The 14,854-nt window shown below is 38.1% G+C and carries 16 protein-coding genes; 12 read left to right on the forward strand and 4 right to left on the reverse strand.

Going from position 1 to position 14,854, the window contains the following annotated elements:
* Positions 1-394: 394 nt before the first annotated feature.
* Complete coding sequence (locus ACR65M_RS22030; RefSeq protein ID WP_440274421.1) at positions 395-1,594, reverse strand: iron-containing alcohol dehydrogenase; 1,200 nt, start codon at positions 1,592-1,594, stop codon at positions 395-397.
* Between the two features lie 233 nt (positions 1,595-1,827).
* On the opposite strand from ACR65M_RS22030, the gene ACR65M_RS22035 reads away from it, so the two are divergent.
* The 12 genes from ACR65M_RS22035 (at position 1,828) to ACR65M_RS22090 (ending at position 12,133) form a co-directional block, all read left to right on the forward strand.
* The gene (locus ACR65M_RS22035) at positions 1,828-3,045 is read left to right on the forward strand and encodes an amidohydrolase (RefSeq protein ID WP_440274422.1); all 1,218 of its coding nucleotides are present in this window, start codon (positions 1,828-1,830) and stop codon (positions 3,043-3,045) included.
* A 405-nt stretch (positions 3,046-3,450) separates the two neighbouring features.
* Entirely contained in the window at positions 3,451-3,684 is a 234-nt protein-coding gene (locus tag ACR65M_RS22040) for a sulfurtransferase TusA family protein (RefSeq protein ID WP_440274423.1), read from the forward strand.
* Between the two features lie 11 nt (positions 3,685-3,695).
* Positions 3,696-4,172 carry a DsrE/DsrF/DrsH-like family protein gene (locus tag ACR65M_RS22045; RefSeq protein WP_440274424.1) on the forward strand — a complete coding sequence of 159 codons (477 nt, stop codon included), beginning with the start codon at positions 3,696-3,698 and terminating at the stop codon, positions 4,170-4,172.
* A gap of 22 nt (positions 4,173-4,194) precedes the next feature.
* On the forward strand, positions 4,195-4,554 hold the full coding sequence (locus ACR65M_RS22050; protein ID WP_440274425.1) for a rhodanese-like domain-containing protein: 360 nt from the start codon (positions 4,195-4,197) through the stop codon (positions 4,552-4,554).
* 21 nt (positions 4,555-4,575) lie between these two features.
* Complete coding sequence (locus ACR65M_RS22055; protein WP_440274426.1) at positions 4,576-4,872, forward strand: rhodanese-like domain-containing protein; 297 nt, start codon at positions 4,576-4,578, stop codon at positions 4,870-4,872.
* Positions 4,873-4,975: 103 nt separating this feature from the next.
* A complete protein-coding gene (locus tag ACR65M_RS22060; protein WP_440274427.1) occupies positions 4,976-5,551 on the forward strand; it encodes a sulfurtransferase TusA family protein in 576 nt (191 codons plus the stop codon).
* Between the two features lie 51 nt (positions 5,552-5,602).
* A complete protein-coding gene (locus tag ACR65M_RS22065; RefSeq protein WP_341332871.1) occupies positions 5,603-6,730 on the forward strand; it encodes an MBL fold metallo-hydrolase in 1,128 nt (375 codons plus the stop codon).
* Positions 6,731-6,788: 58 nt separating this feature from the next.
* On the forward strand, positions 6,789-7,565 hold the full coding sequence (locus ACR65M_RS22070) for a sulfite exporter TauE/SafE family protein (RefSeq protein WP_440274428.1): 777 nt from the start codon (positions 6,789-6,791) through the stop codon (positions 7,563-7,565).
* 396 nt (positions 7,566-7,961) lie between these two features.
* Positions 7,962-8,222, forward strand: coding sequence for a metal-sensitive transcriptional regulator (locus ACR65M_RS22075; RefSeq protein ID WP_341332869.1), 261 nt, complete (start codon positions 7,962-7,964; stop codon positions 8,220-8,222).
* Positions 8,223-8,371: 149 nt separating this feature from the next.
* A complete protein-coding gene (locus ACR65M_RS22080; RefSeq protein WP_440274429.1) occupies positions 8,372-8,989 on the forward strand; it encodes a YdhK family protein in 618 nt (205 codons plus the stop codon).
* A gap of 719 nt (positions 8,990-9,708) precedes the next feature.
* Positions 9,709-10,905 carry a hypothetical protein gene (locus ACR65M_RS22085; protein WP_121446901.1) on the forward strand — a complete coding sequence of 399 codons (1,197 nt, stop codon included), beginning with the start codon at positions 9,709-9,711 and terminating at the stop codon, positions 10,903-10,905.
* A 52-nt stretch (positions 10,906-10,957) separates the two neighbouring features.
* Positions 10,958-12,133 carry an amidohydrolase gene (locus ACR65M_RS22090; RefSeq protein WP_121446900.1) on the forward strand — a complete coding sequence of 392 codons (1,176 nt, stop codon included), beginning with the start codon at positions 10,958-10,960 and terminating at the stop codon, positions 12,131-12,133.
* Positions 12,134-12,224: 91 nt separating this feature from the next.
* On the opposite strand, the gene ACR65M_RS22095 is transcribed toward ACR65M_RS22090, so the two are convergent.
* From ACR65M_RS22095 to ACR65M_RS22105, 3 genes are all read right to left on the reverse strand, one after another.
* Positions 12,225-12,584, reverse strand: a complete 360-nt coding sequence (locus ACR65M_RS22095; RefSeq protein WP_440274430.1) for a Lin0512 family protein — start codon at positions 12,582-12,584, stop codon at positions 12,225-12,227.
* A 156-nt stretch (positions 12,585-12,740) separates the two neighbouring features.
* A complete protein-coding gene (gene cuyB / locus ACR65M_RS22100; RefSeq protein ID WP_341332865.1) occupies positions 12,741-13,421 on the reverse strand; it encodes a cysteate racemase in 681 nt (226 codons plus the stop codon).
* An 82-nt stretch (positions 13,422-13,503) separates the two neighbouring features.
* Positions 13,504-14,724, reverse strand: coding sequence for a dicarboxylate/amino acid:cation symporter (locus ACR65M_RS22105; RefSeq protein ID WP_440274431.1), 1,221 nt, complete (start codon positions 14,722-14,724; stop codon positions 13,504-13,506).
* Positions 14,725-14,854: the final 130 nt, after the last annotated feature.

Below are 14,854 nucleotides of genomic sequence, written 5' to 3' on the forward strand. Positions count from 1 at the left end.
TTCCCTTATTATGGATATTGCGAATGGTTAAATGCTGCCCATCTAAAAAAAGCATACGCAATTGCTTTTTACGCATGCTTTTATCGCTTATCTGCTCAGAAATGATACGCAAATGGATGATTGTACCAATTATTTCATTTTTTTAAATCAACTTTCCCTTATTATGGATATTGCGAATGGTTAAATGCTGCCCATCTAAAAAAAGCATACGCAATTGCTTTTTACGCATGATTTAATCGCTTTTCTGCTCAGAAATGATACGCAAATGGATAATTATTCCTATTACTACCTTTATTGAAATCAGCTTTCCCATATTACGGATATTGCGAATGGTTCTATGTTGACAATCTTAAAAAAAGCGAACGCAATTGTTTTTTATCGACTAAGGATCTCATTATTCTTTAATTAACTTGTAAAGCTCTCCCATTTCTTTTTCAGATAGTATCATCGGCACTGGGTAAAGAGGGTTTGCTTCTTTTAAAGCCCGATCAACCATTAGCGGGATGTCCCGATCTACAATTCCACTTACCTTTTTAGGTATCTTCATATCCTCATTAAGCTTTTTAATGGCTTCGATAAATTTATTGGCCTTCTTTTCTTCGGAATCACTTAATTCGCTGATACCAATCAAATCGGCAAGTTCTGCTAAAGGTTTATGTACTGTCTCACCGTAATACTCTAATACGTAAGGTAAAACAATGGCGTTAGCAAGGCCATGTGGAACCGCATAAAAGCCTCCGAGAGTGTGTGCGATTGCATGGACATTGCCTACATAAGCACGTGTAAAAGCAATCCCTGCTAAGTAAGCGGCTGTTTGCATATTTTTTCGCGCTGTTATATTTGATCCGTTCGAATAGGCTTCATAAAGGTTTTCAAAAATCAGTTTTACAGCTGTTTTGCTGCATTCGATCGTTTCATTCGTATTACTGTTACCAATATAGGCTTCTGCCGCATGTGTTAGAGCATCAATTCCTGTTGCCGCCGTTATATGTGGCGGAAGTTTAACGGTAAGTAAAGGGTCTAGGACCGCATAATGGGGGATGAGAGATGTATCCATAATCGCATATTTCTCATGTGTCTTGCTGTTAGAGACCACTGCAGCTAGCGTTGCTTCACTACCAGTACCAGCCGTGGTGGGGATGGCAAACAGTGGTGGCAGCTTTTTCAACACTTTAAATATCCCCTTCATTTGAGGAATACTTTTTCCCGGTCTAGCCACCCGTGCTCCCACACCTTTGGCACAGTCCATTGGCGAACCGCCTCCAAAAGCAACAATCCCTTGGCATTGATTCTCATTGTATATTTGAAGAGCTTCCTCAATATTATCAATTGTTGGATTTGGAACTGTTTTGTCATAAATAAAGAAGTCTACTCCTTCCTCTCGTAACCCCTGAAGAAATGGATCCATCAATCCTAGTGAGGTAATTCCCGCATCAGTAATAATTAAAACGGTTTCAATTTCAAGACTTTTGATCAATTGGGGTAGCTTCATTAAACTATTCTCCCCCTCTAGTAATTCAGGTTTTCGCCAAGGAAGAATGAAAGAAGCTAGCTTCATAGAACGTTGGAACGTACGGCAGTACAGTTTGTGCATCTCATGACCTCACTTTTTACTAAAATAGGAAATAAGCACTCTACTAACTATATAACTGCACTTACGATAAATATGTCAAGAAATAGTCCAAAGCACTTGGGTCACAGGGACAGTTCCCTTGTCCCACTGCCAAATGGAATAGAATAGTGATTCTATCCCTCTGTCCAAGGATTTAGTAATATAAAAGTATAAATACATATCATAGTTTAAATATGAGAGGAGAGCATTGCATAATGAGTTACTGGTTAAAAAATGTACGATTAGAAACGGGTTATATAAAAGAAAATGGAATAGTGACGGGCACACAATCAGAGATAAAGCATTTAGTTATTGAAGATGGGAAAATTAGTAGGATTCTAGACTCAAATGAACCCACACCTAGTGATGTAGAAGTTAAGGATGCAATGGGGTTGTTACTGCTTCCTTCATTTGTTGAAAAGCATGTTCACTTGGATAAGACATATATGGGTGAAAAGTGGAAGGCATGTATCCCTGCGCCAGGTGTTTTAGAGCGATGCGAAATTGAAAAGAATATTTTAGCTTCGATACCTTCTAATACAAAGTCTAGGGCTCAAAGATTGTTAGATGTCTTACTATCTGCAGGCTCTACGCATGTTAGAACTCATGTTGATATCTATCCTGAGGTACAACTCCAAAATTTAGTAGGTGTCAATCAGGCACTTGAAACATATGCAGATAAAGTAAGTTCAGAGGTTGTAGCGTTCGCACAGCACGGGTTGCTTAAGGATGGAAGAGTACAATTAATGAGGGAAGCTGTAAGAAATGGCGCAGGTATAGTAGGCTCTGTAGACCCAGCGACGGTGGATAATAATATCGAGGAATCATTGGTACAGTTACTCGATATAGCTGTCGAAGGAAATGTTGGTATTGATTTACATCTACATGATCCTGGTCATTTGGGCACCTTCACCATGAAACGCCTAGCGTATTTAACAAAGCAAGCAGGATGGGAGGGAAGAGTTGCGGTGAGCCATGCCTTTGGATTAGGTGATGTCTCAAAAGAAGAAGCGCGTGAAATGGCATATATTTTAAAAGATGCGGGTATTTCAATCATAACGAGTCTTCCGATTGGTAGGGGAGTCCCTGTCGATCTTCTTGATGAATGTGGGGTAGATGTGGCCGTCGGAAACGATAATATCTTTGACTCATGGTGGCCAACTGGGAATGGGGATATTCTAGAGAGAGCGGGGCGTTTACTTGAAAAATACCGCTGGACAAATGAGGTTGCCCTATCTCAAGCTTTACGTTTTATCACGGGAGGAATAACACCATTAGATCGAGATGGAAATCAAATTTGGCCAAAGCCAGGGGTAGAAGCGAACATGATTTTAGTTGATTCAAGTTGTTCTGCAGAAACGATTGCTAGACGATCCGAAAGAAAAGCTGTGTTTTATAAAGGTAATATTGTTGCAGGTGGCTTAACAGATTAATTGTTATGGGCCATCTAAAAGAAGGGCCTGCCTCCAGTGCTAAAATCTTTACAGTCTGTGGAGCAGGCTCTAAATTTAAAAGATCGTTACACTAAAAAATTATATAGAACGATGGGTTGACATTTTACCCCAAGGGGTATATTATTACACTTGTACGATTATTAATAACGACTATTTTTTTAATCTTAAGTATACCCCAGTGGGTATAAAGTAAGGAGGGATAAAAGCTATACACGTTATTCTTCTGAGCAATCCGAACTTATAAAAAATACCTGTTATGGTATGTTATAAGTCTTCATTTACACTTAATCTTCATGATCAATAATATCGGGATGACTCCCATTTTTATTTCGATTAACCATATACCCGTAGGGGTAAAGGTAAAAATTCAAGGGGGTAAGAAATATGAACATTGATGAAGTTTTAAATGCAAAAGGTTTAGCATGTCCAATGCCAATCGTGAAAACAAAAAAAGCTCTTGATGGCCTACAGTCGGGTCAAATATTACAAGTTCTTACAACTGATAAAGGAGCAAAAAGTGATCTAACAGCATGGGCTGCATCGACTGGACACGAAATCCTTGATACGCAAGAAGAAAATGGAGTTCTAACGTTTTATATAAAAAAAGGTGAAAAATAGGAGGGGAACCGATGTCTACAAAGAAAACAACAATTGTTTTATTTAGTGGGGATTATGACAAAGCAATGGCAGCCTATATTATTGCAAATGGTGCGGCTGCCTATGACCATGAAGTGACAATATTTCACACTTTCTGGGGATTAAATGCACTACGCAAGGATGAAGATCTTAAAGTTGAAAAAAGTTTTATTGAAAAAATGTTTGGCAAAATGATGCCAAAGGGCGCCGACAAAATGGGACTTTCAAAAATGAACTTTGCGGGAATGGGTCCGAAAATGATAAAAGATGTCATCAAAAAACACAATGCTCTGGAATTGCCACAGCTAATCGAAATGGCACAAGAACAAGATGTAAAACTTGTTGCTTGTACGATGACCATGGATTTGCTTGGTCTAAAGGAAGAAGAACTCCTTGATAACATTGAGTATGCAGGAGTTGCAGCTTATTTAGCAGATGCAGAAGACGGGAATGTCAATTTATTTATCTAATAAGAAAGAGTGAGGAATGACCATGGATTATATCAATTATATCCTAATTGCGCTTATTGCAATTTTTATCGTACAACGCTTTATACCTGCTAAAGGTGTTCGTAATATAACAACAACTGAACTAAAGAATGACCTTAAAAATAAAAATAAACAATTTATTGATGTTCGTACTCCTGGAGAGTACAAAGGGTTCCATATTAATGGATTTAAAAATATGCCTCTTCATCAGCTTTCACAAAAAGCAACTGAACTTTCAAAGGACAAAGAGGTCGTTGTCATTTGCCAAAGTGGCATGAGAAGTCAAAAAGCAAGTAAACAACTTAAGAAAATGGGCTTTATGAATATTACAAATGTCAAAGGCGGATTAAGTGCCTGGAGATAATATATTTTAGGAGGAATAAACATGAAGCAAATAACCGCAAAAGAAGTTGAAGAATTATTAGCTAATGGAAAAACATTAAATATTCTTGATGTACGTGAAGTAGACGAAGTGAAAGAAGGTAAAATTCCAGGAGCAGTCAATATCCCATTAGGTTTAATTGAATTCCGTATGCATGAACTAGATAAGTCAAAAGAGTATGTACTGGTTTGTCGTTCAGGTGGTCGAAGCCGCAGAGCTTCACAATTCCTTGAAGGACAAGGGTTCAAAGTGATTAATATGGAAGGCGGAATGCTCGCTTGGGAAGGTAAAATAGAATAATTTTTTTGGATTTTATTATACCTGTCGCGGTATATAGTAGGTAGACAAATCTCGACATATACGTATTCATTGCATATATGTCTAATAATTGGGAGGAATATAGATGGAATCATTAAAAACAAACTCTGTGTTAGATGCAAAAGGGTTAGCATGCCCGATGCCAATCGTGAAAACCAAAAAAGCAATGAATAATTTAGAGGGTGGTCAGGTCTTAGAGATTCAGGCCACTGATAAGGGTTCAAAGGCCGACTTAAAAGCATGGGCTGAGAGTACTGGACATCAATACCTTGGTACACTTGAAGAGGACGATGTACTTAAACATTTTATACGTAAAGCTAGCGGTGAAGAAGTAGCAGAGAAAAGACATCCGATTGTAGTATCAAACGAAGATCTGGAGGCTACTATTGCATCCGGTAAGGATGTACTTATTCTTGATGTTCGTGAAGCAGCAGAATTTGCATTTAATCATATTCCTGAAGCAATCTCTATTCCATTAGGAGAATTAGAAGATAGATATGCTGAATTAAGTAAAGAGAAAGAGATTTATGTGATTTGCCGTACTGGTAGTCGAAGTGATTTAGCATCACAAAAATTAACTGAAAATGGATTTGTGAACGTAAAGAATGTCGTACCTGGAATGAGCAATTGGGCAGGTAACACAACAAGTATTACAAAATAAGAAGTATAAATTTTTTTAATCAAAAATATACCATAGGGGGTAATTTGAGAAATGACTATTCACATAATGACTGCAAAAGATGTTACGAAAAAAGTGTTTAATAAAGATTCATTGTTTATCTTAGACGTTCGTAACGAAAATGATTTTAACGATTGGAAAATTGAAGGTGAAAACTTCGACTATTTAAACATTCCCTACTTTGAACTACTAGATGGGGTTGAGGAAATCCTAGAAAAGCTGCCAAAAGATAAGGAAATCTTAGTTGTGTGTGCTAAAGAAGGTTCATCTGTCATGGTAGCCAATATGCTTTCTGAAGCTGGACTTACAGTATCATACCTTAAAGGTGGTATGAAGGCTTGGAGTGAGCATTTAGAGCCAGTTAAAGTGGGTGAATTAAATGATGGCGGAGAAATTTATCAATTCGTTCGTATCGGAAAAGGCTGTCTGTCTTACATGGTTATATCAAACGGTGAAGCAGCGATTATCGATGCAACTCGTATGACTGATATCTTCCTTGATTTTGCCGAGAGTAAGGGTGCAAAAATTTCACATGTATTTGATACTCACTTACATGCTGACCATATTTCAGGAGGACGAAAAATCGCAGAAGCCACAAATGCAACTTACTGGTTACCACCAAAAGATGCTACAGAAGTAACGTTTGAATACACGGCTCTAGAAGGTGGTCAAGACGTGACAATTGGTAATACGACAATAAATATTCATGCCTTGTATTCTCCAGGTCACACAATTGGTTCTACTTCTTTCGTTGTAGATGAGAAGTTCTTACTTTCTGGAGATATTCTGTTCATCGATTCAATCGGTAGACCGGACCTTGCTGGTTTAGCGCAGGATTGGGTAGGGGACCTAAGAGAAACTCTTTATAACCGTTATAGGGAGTTGTCTGATGATCTTGTGGTTTTACCAGCTCACTTCATGATTATTGACGAATTAAATGAAGATGGAAGTGTATCTGAAAAACTTGGAACACTATTTGCAAAAAACCACGGTCTGAATATTAAGGAAGAAGCAGAATTTAGAAAAATCGTAACAGAAAATCTACCACCACAACCAAATGCATATCAAGAGATTCGTGAAACAAATATGGGGAAAATTTCTCCTGATGATGAAAAACAACGTGAAATGGAAATCGGACCAAATCGTTGTGCAGTACGTTAATGAATATGTCTAGGGAACCATTATTGGGTTCCCTTTTCTATAGAATGGGGGAAATACGATGGATTTTGCATTCATTATTACAATCTTTTTAATTGGTTTTATTGGTTCATATATCTCTGGAATGTTAGGAATCGGTGGATCTATCATTAAATATCCAATGCTATTATATATTCCGCCTCTATTTGGATTAGCAGCTTTTAGTGCTCATGAGGTGTCAGGAATCAGTGCTGTTCAAGTATTCTTTGCAACAATCGGCGGTGTCTGGGCTTATCGTAAGGGTGGTTATTTAAATAAAACACTTATTCTCTATATGGGAATTAGTATTTTAGTAGGTAGTTTTGTTGGGGGATTTGGCTCTAAATATATGTCAGAAGGTGGTATTAACGTTGTCTATGGAATATTAGCGTTAATTGCTGCTATCATGATGTTCATTCCGAAAAAGAATGTTGACGATACTCCGTTTGATCAAGTGATGTTTAATAAGTGGTTAGCTGCTATACTTGCTTTTATCGTAGGGTTAGGTGCGGGGATAGTTGGAGCAGCCGGCGCATTTTTACTCGTACCGATTATGCTCGTTGTCTTAAAAATTCCTACTAGAATGACAATCGCATCTTCACTTGCGATTACATTTATTTCATCAATTGGTTCTACTGTAGGAAAAATCACGACAGGACAAATTGAATATTTTCCAGCAGTAATCATGATCGTGGCAAGTTTAATTGCTTCACCGCTTGGTGCAAACGCTGGGAAGAAGATGAACACAAAGGCTTTACAAATTATCCTTGCCGTATTAATCGCTGCAACTGCAGTAAAGATTTGGATGGATATTTTATAGTGATTCAACTTTATAGGAATGAGGTTAGTAGCATTTGATTTTATTTAGTCTTTTGCTACTATTTATAGTATGGGAACTATACAAAGGTATTTTCCTTTAATCGGAATACACTGTGAAGATGTACTAAAAGTTGATCTAACGAATATTGAGGTTATAGATATAAGAGACTATAATATTTCATACAAAGTTGTAATCGAGAATTCGCTTATTTGGCAAGGCATTGTTATGAAATAGCTGTTGTGGCATCAGCAAGACTTGAGAAAAATGTTGCCATACGAATTTTAAGACTGAAAGCATTTCAAGAAAATGGATACTCAATAATCAATTCTCGTAATTTTTGCCGTAAATATGCGGTCACATACCGATACATTAAACTATTAGAGATGAGGCATTTATATGAAATATGATGATAAAACAAAAAATAGGATTAAAAGAATCGAAGGTCAGTTACGTGGGATTTTAAGGATGATGGAGGAGAATAAAGATTGTAAGGATGTTATTACTCAGTTATCTGCTGCAAGAACTGCGGTTGATCGTACAATTGGTGTGATTGTAAGCTCGAACCTCGTTTCATGTGTAAGAGAAGCAGATGAAAAAGGTGAAAATACAGAAGAACTAGTAAAAGAAGCAGTAGAACTGCTTGTTAGAAGTAGATAAAAGACCTGGATGGGTCTTTTTTTTTACAAAAAAGGGGTGTGAAATTTAGTATTGAAAATAGGAAATTAAATTCTATGATGACTGTATAAAATCTGCACAATTTATTGATAATTTAATATGGACAATTAAATAAGTTTGAAAGGAAGGTAATGATGAAAAAAAGATTATTAGGATTAGCTTCATTATTGTTGTTTTTCCTTTTAGCAGCATGTGCAGGTAATGAAGCAACAACACCTAATGAAAATGCGGATACAGAATCTGACAATCATGAAATTATGGATAATAATAGAGGAGAATCTGATTCTAATAAGGAAATGGATCATTCAGGTATGCATCACTCAGGTTCTGACGAGGTTCCGGAAGGTTTAGAGGAGGCAGAAAATCCAACCTATCCAGTTGGTAGTAAAGTGATCATGCATGCGGATCATATGCCAGGGATGAATGGTGCTGAAGCAACAGTATCAGGAGCCTTCACTACAACAGTCTATTCAGTTACATATACTCCAACAAATGGTGGTGAACCAGTAGAAAATCATAAATGGGTGGTTCACGAAGAAATTGAAAATGCAGGTGCTGAACCTTATAAACCAGGCGATGAAGTTGTGTTAAATGCTGATCATATGGAAGGCATGAAAGGTGCTAAGGCAACCATTGATACAACTGAACAAACAACTGTTTATATGGTGGATTTCACCGATAAAGCCACCGGAGAAAAGATAAAGAATCATAAGTGGGTCACCGAAGACGAACTTTCACCTGTTGAATAATGAACATAGTTATTGATTATAAAGGGATTGGTAATGAACCAATCTCTTTTTTTTTGTGAGAAATGAGTGCCTTCAACATAATACATATCGTCTATTTCTGCTTTAAGGATGAAGTCCCGCACGAGTGGGGTGCGTGGCTGTAAAGTCCTTCATCAGATGTATGAAGTCCCTCACGAGCGAAGTGCGTGCTTGTAGAGTCCTTCATCAGGTGTATGAAGTCCCGCCTGAGCGGAGTCCGAGCGTGTAGGGTCCTTCATCGAGTGAATGAAGTCCCGCCTGAGCGGAGTCCGAGCGTGTAGGGTCCTTAATCGAGTGAATGAAGTCCCGCCTGAGCGGAGTCCGAGCGTGTAGAGTCCTTCATCGAGTGAATGAAGTCCCGCCTGAGCGGAGTCCGAGCGTGTAGAGTCCTTCATCGAGTGAATGAAGTCCCGAACGAGCAGAGCTCGAGCGCGTAAAGTCCTTCATCGGTTGGAAGCAATCCGAACGAATGCCATGACTTAGAATAACCATTTAAAATTTTTTAAGAGGTGTTAGGATTTGTTGAATATATATATATTAAAATAGTAAACGCATACAATAAATAAAGATAATAAAAGAATGATAAGTTGGTAATTACTTGGTATTTCAATTATTTTCAAAAAAATCTTTCATTTCTATCATTGAGATGTTATTATATTTAAAAAATAAAAACAATTAACAAAAAAGGGGTTGAACTTATAATGTCTCAAATGCTAGCTTTAGTTCTTTTACTTATCGTACTTTTTATCGGAGACTTTATTTCTATAAAAACAAAAGCATGGATACCTTCCGTATTTGTGTGTGCAGTCTTATTTCTAGTAGGATATTGGACCTTTTTTCCGCAAGACATTGTCGCATTAGCAGGTATTCCATCTGTTGTAGCTACGATGTTGATGTATCTATTAATTGTAAATATGGGTACATTATTATCACTTAAAGAATTAATGGCACAATGGAAAACAATTTTAATCGCTTTATCTGGTATTCTAGGGATTATTGCGATTCTTTTTGGAATTGGAACATTCATTTTTGATTTACAAACAGTAATCGTTGCTATTCCACCATTAGTTGGAGGACTTGTTTCGGCATTAATCATGTCAGAAGGTGCTGCGAATGCAGGACTTACAAGCTTATCTGTTTTTGCGATTGTGATCTATGTGATGCAAGGTTTTGCAGGCTACCCAATTACTTCAATTGTTTTGAAAAAAGAAGGAAAGAAACTATTACAGCAATATCGCAGTGGTCAGCTGTCAAAAGTGGAAGAAGTAAAAGCAGAAGTTGCGGCAACTTCCGAAACTGCTCCAAAGATTAAGTGGATTGATAAAATTCCAGAAAAATATAATACTGAATATTTCAAGTTTTTGAGATTAGCAGTTGTTGGATATCTTGCTTATTTAGTTTCAACTTTATTAGCACCGGTCGTGACTGTGAATGCTCTTGTTCTGTGCTTACTCTTCGGGGTAATCGGAAAGAGCATTGGTTTCCTAGAAACACACTCACTACAAAAGGCAAATGGATTCGGATTAGCGATTATGGGGTTAATGCTTTTTGTTTTTGATGGGCTCAAGAATGCAACACCTGGGATGATGCTTGAAATTTTAACTCCTCTTGTGGTTTTAATTGGATTAGCCGTGATCGGGATGTATGTTTTTTCATTCATCGTAGGAAAATTACTCAAAGTCAGCAAACACATGGCATTTGCTGTATCACTAACAGCCTTATATGGCTTTCCGGCTGATTATATTATCACAAATGAAGTTATTAACTCATTGACGAAGGATGAAAAAGAAAGAGAAGTATTAACTAGTCATATGTTACCGCCGATGCTCGTTGGTGGATTTATCACAGTGACAATCGTTTCAGTCATTCTAGCTGGAGTATTTGTATCATTTTTATAAAACTTAAATAACCTTTTAACTGCAAATAATGATGTAAATGGAGTTGAATAGCATGGTAAATGAAAAAGTAAAACAAGCAATCGAGCATTATAGTGAAGAATTAACAGCTATCCGTAGGAAGTTGCATAGTGAGCCAGAATTGTCTTGGGAAGAGTACAACACATCTGCTTTTGTAGCACAATATCTTGATGATCTAGGAATCGAGTATCGTAAAACAAGTCCGACAGGTGTTATCGGAGAAATAAAGGGCGGAAAACCAGGAGAAACTGTAGCATTGAGAGCGGATATGGACGCTTTATCTGTTGAAGAATTAAATTCGGATTTGCCATATGTCTCTAAGACAAAAGGCAAAATGCATGCATGTGGCCATGATTCTCATACTGCAATGCTTCTCATTGCTGCAAAGGCATTGAATGACATAAAAGGGGAATTGCAAGGCAATGTCCGCTTGATTTTCCAACCGGCTGAAGAAGTGGCAACAGGCGCTTTAGAAATGGTGAAACAAGGAGCGGTTGAGGGAGTCGATAATGTATTTGGAATGCATATTTGGTCACAAATGCCAACAAGCAAAGTGTCCTGCAACCCTGGACCTTCGTTCGCGTCAGCAGATATTTTTACGGTGAAATTTAAAGGAAGAGGGGGACATGGGGCAATTCCACAGGATTGCATCGATGCCGCAATAGTTGCCTCATCCTTTGTGATGAATGTTCAATCTGTTGTTTCAAGAACGATTGACCCTCAAAAATCAGCTGTATTAACGGTTGGAAAAATGACGGTGGGCACGCGCTTTAATGTAATTGCTGAAAATGCAGTAATTGAAGGAACCGTTCGTTGTTTTGATCCGGAAGTTCGTGATCATATTGAAAAGCAGCTCCAGGTGTATGCAGAACAGGTTGCTGCAATTTACGGAGCAAGCGCTGAAGTAGACTATATCCGTGGCACACAGGCTGTCATTAATGGTGAAGAAAGTGCAACGCTCGTACAGAAAGTTGCAGCTGAAGCATTTGGAAAAGAAGTACTTTATGAAGAAAAGCCCACAATGGGCGGTGAAGACTTCAGTTTCTACCTGGATGAAGTCCCAGGTTGCTTTGCCTTAGTTGGTTCAGGTAATCCGGAAAAAGACACTCAATGGGCACACCACCACGGCAAATTCAACATCGACGAAGATGCAATGGTCACAGGGGCAGAGCTCTACGCTCAATACGCTTGGGCATACCTAAACAAATAGTTTATAAAAGAAGACATTAAGTGGGTCAAGGGGACAGGTCCCTTGATCCACTTTTTTGGGTGAGGGACAGTGGACCTGTCCCTGTGTCCCATTAGTACCCAACTTCTACTGAAGCAACCACTATGTACATAAAATCGTTTTGATCGCCTTTTTCCTCGATGACGATGCCACTTGTTGTTAGCATTCCACCATCCATAATTTCCACTGACACTTTTCCAAACGGTATACACTCTTTAACTGCATTGATATCCAATGCCTCTTTATCACAAGGGACCGCTAGCTTTACGTTCACGACCATATTGTCTAAGCTATTGCCTGGTAGTACAGATCGAATTCCTGGCATTGAATTAAAATGAATTGCATTTTTTACGGCCCGAACGGCTGCCTTCGTAATGTTCTGGCCATGAACATCAATTCCCATTCCTGTTTCAATAAACATTAATTGTTCCATCAAATACACACCTCTTTTTTATGTTTGGTACAATGCCCGTGTCCGACCAACTTTTCAAGGTGGGACACGGGACCTGTCCCTCTGTCCCATTATCATACCAAAAGAGTTGTGATACAAGTAGAGGAGGGTGCTTGGTTAAGATTTCATGTTATTTGTTTATATACTGGCTTCTACAATTTTTTTCGCTAAGATTTGTGTCGGGTCTATTAGGCTAGTACCGTCTAATTCACTTAACACGAGCGGGATTTCAGTACAAGCTGCGATTATTGCTTCCGCCCCTTGTTCGATGACTGTTTTCGATGCATGAAGGAATAGTTTTTTTCCTTTGTTAAGATCTCCACTTTTTACAGCATAAATTCCTTCCATGATGCTCACTTGTGTAAGTTTGTCCGGTACCACAACAGTAAATCCGCGTTTTCGAAGTGACTCTTGGTATAAATTAGTTGAAATTGTCCCGTCGGTAGCTAACAACGCAATTGTTTTAAAGCCGGCTGTGTCTATGAATTTTACAGTTTCTTTAGGCATGCTCATTATCGGGATGTTGACTGAATCTTGAATGTCATCTACATAATAGTGGGCAGTATTGCACGCTATTGCAATGAAATCTGCCCCTGCTGCTTCTAATCGTTTTGCGGAATCAATCATAAAAGATAGGGGGCTCGTACCTTTACCCAATATGGCTTCGGTCCGGTCCGGTATTTGTGGGTAGTTATCAACAATCATATGAATGTGATCTTGGTCTTTTTGAGCAGGTGTTAATGCAATGATTTTAGTCATTAAATCAACAGTGGCAAGCGGCCCCATTCCGCCCAATATACCTAGTGTTTTTTTGGTCATGTAATCCCCGCCTTATAAAAACAGGTTGTTGAAGATTTACTATACAAATCTCCAACAACCTTATTCTTTTCACTATATATCATTATACGCTTACTTGATTTGATATTTTAATATCTCGCTTTTCCTCAATCGCATTAACTACAACAGCAGCGGAGGCATCCCCTGTGACATTTATAGAAGTACGAATCATATCTAGGATTCTATCAATTCCTGCAATGAGAGCAATACCTTCTACTGGAAGTCCAACTGAAGTCACAACCATCGTAAGCATGATTAACCCAGCCCCTGGTACACCTGCTGTACCAATTGAAGCAAGAGTTGCTGTTAGTACAATGGTTAACTGTTGAGCGAATGAGAGATCATATCCGAAAAACTGTGCGATGAATAACACACATACCCCTTGATATAATGCGGTTCCATCCATATTTATGGTGGCTCCCAACGGAAGAACAAAGCTACTTACCTTTCTAGAAACACCAAGGTTTTCTTCACTGTTTTTAATTGTTATTGGCAGAGTTCCTGAACTACTTGTTGTGCTGAATGCTACGAGACTAGCAGGTGCGATTCCTTTAAAAAATTTAAGTGGATTCATGTTAGCGAAAAGTTTAACAGAGGTTGAGTAAGTTATTACAGCGTGAAGTATACATCCGAGATAAACGACTACAATTACCTTTAAAAGTGGAAGGAGTACTGAAACCCCATATTCTCCAACAGTTGGCGCAATTAAACCGAAAACCCCGATTGGAGCCAATTTCATTACGATACCAGTAATTTTATACATAATTTCAGCAAGTTCATCAAAGAAGTTATAAACCGTTTTTGCTTTATCTCCTAAGATTGTAATTGCTAGGCCAAGGAAGATGGCAAAGAAGATGATTTGCAACATATCACCGTTTACTAATGAAGCAATTGGATTAGTGGGGATAATATTTAACAAGGTATCAATTACCCCCGGTGCCTCGGACGGCTCGACTTTGTCAACTGTTGAATCAATATTTAAACCTTTACCTGGAGAAAAGATATTTGCAAGAATTAATCCGATGGTGACAGCGAATGCAGTGGTTAAAATATAATAAAAGAATGTGATTCCACCCATACGACCGATTTTTTTGATGTCTCCCGTACCAGCCACACCCACTACAAGGGAAGCTAGAACTAAAGGAACGATAATAAACTTGATCATCCGCAAGAATAAGTCACCGAGAGGTCTAATAACCTCAATACTCGGTCCAACGATAGCACCAACAATAATAGCAATTACAAAAGCAATTAAAATTTGTGAAAGCAAACCAATTTTTCTCATAAGAACCTCCTTTGTAGGACAAGTTGCCTCGCCCTTAAATATATACTTTAAGATTAGGCTGTGTTAAATTTTAATGTTGATATTCATTATAAAATTAGGGATACCTAAATGGTTCCCTAACTTTTGTAAT

The organism is Ferdinandcohnia sp. SAFN-114 (assembly GCF_059415045.1).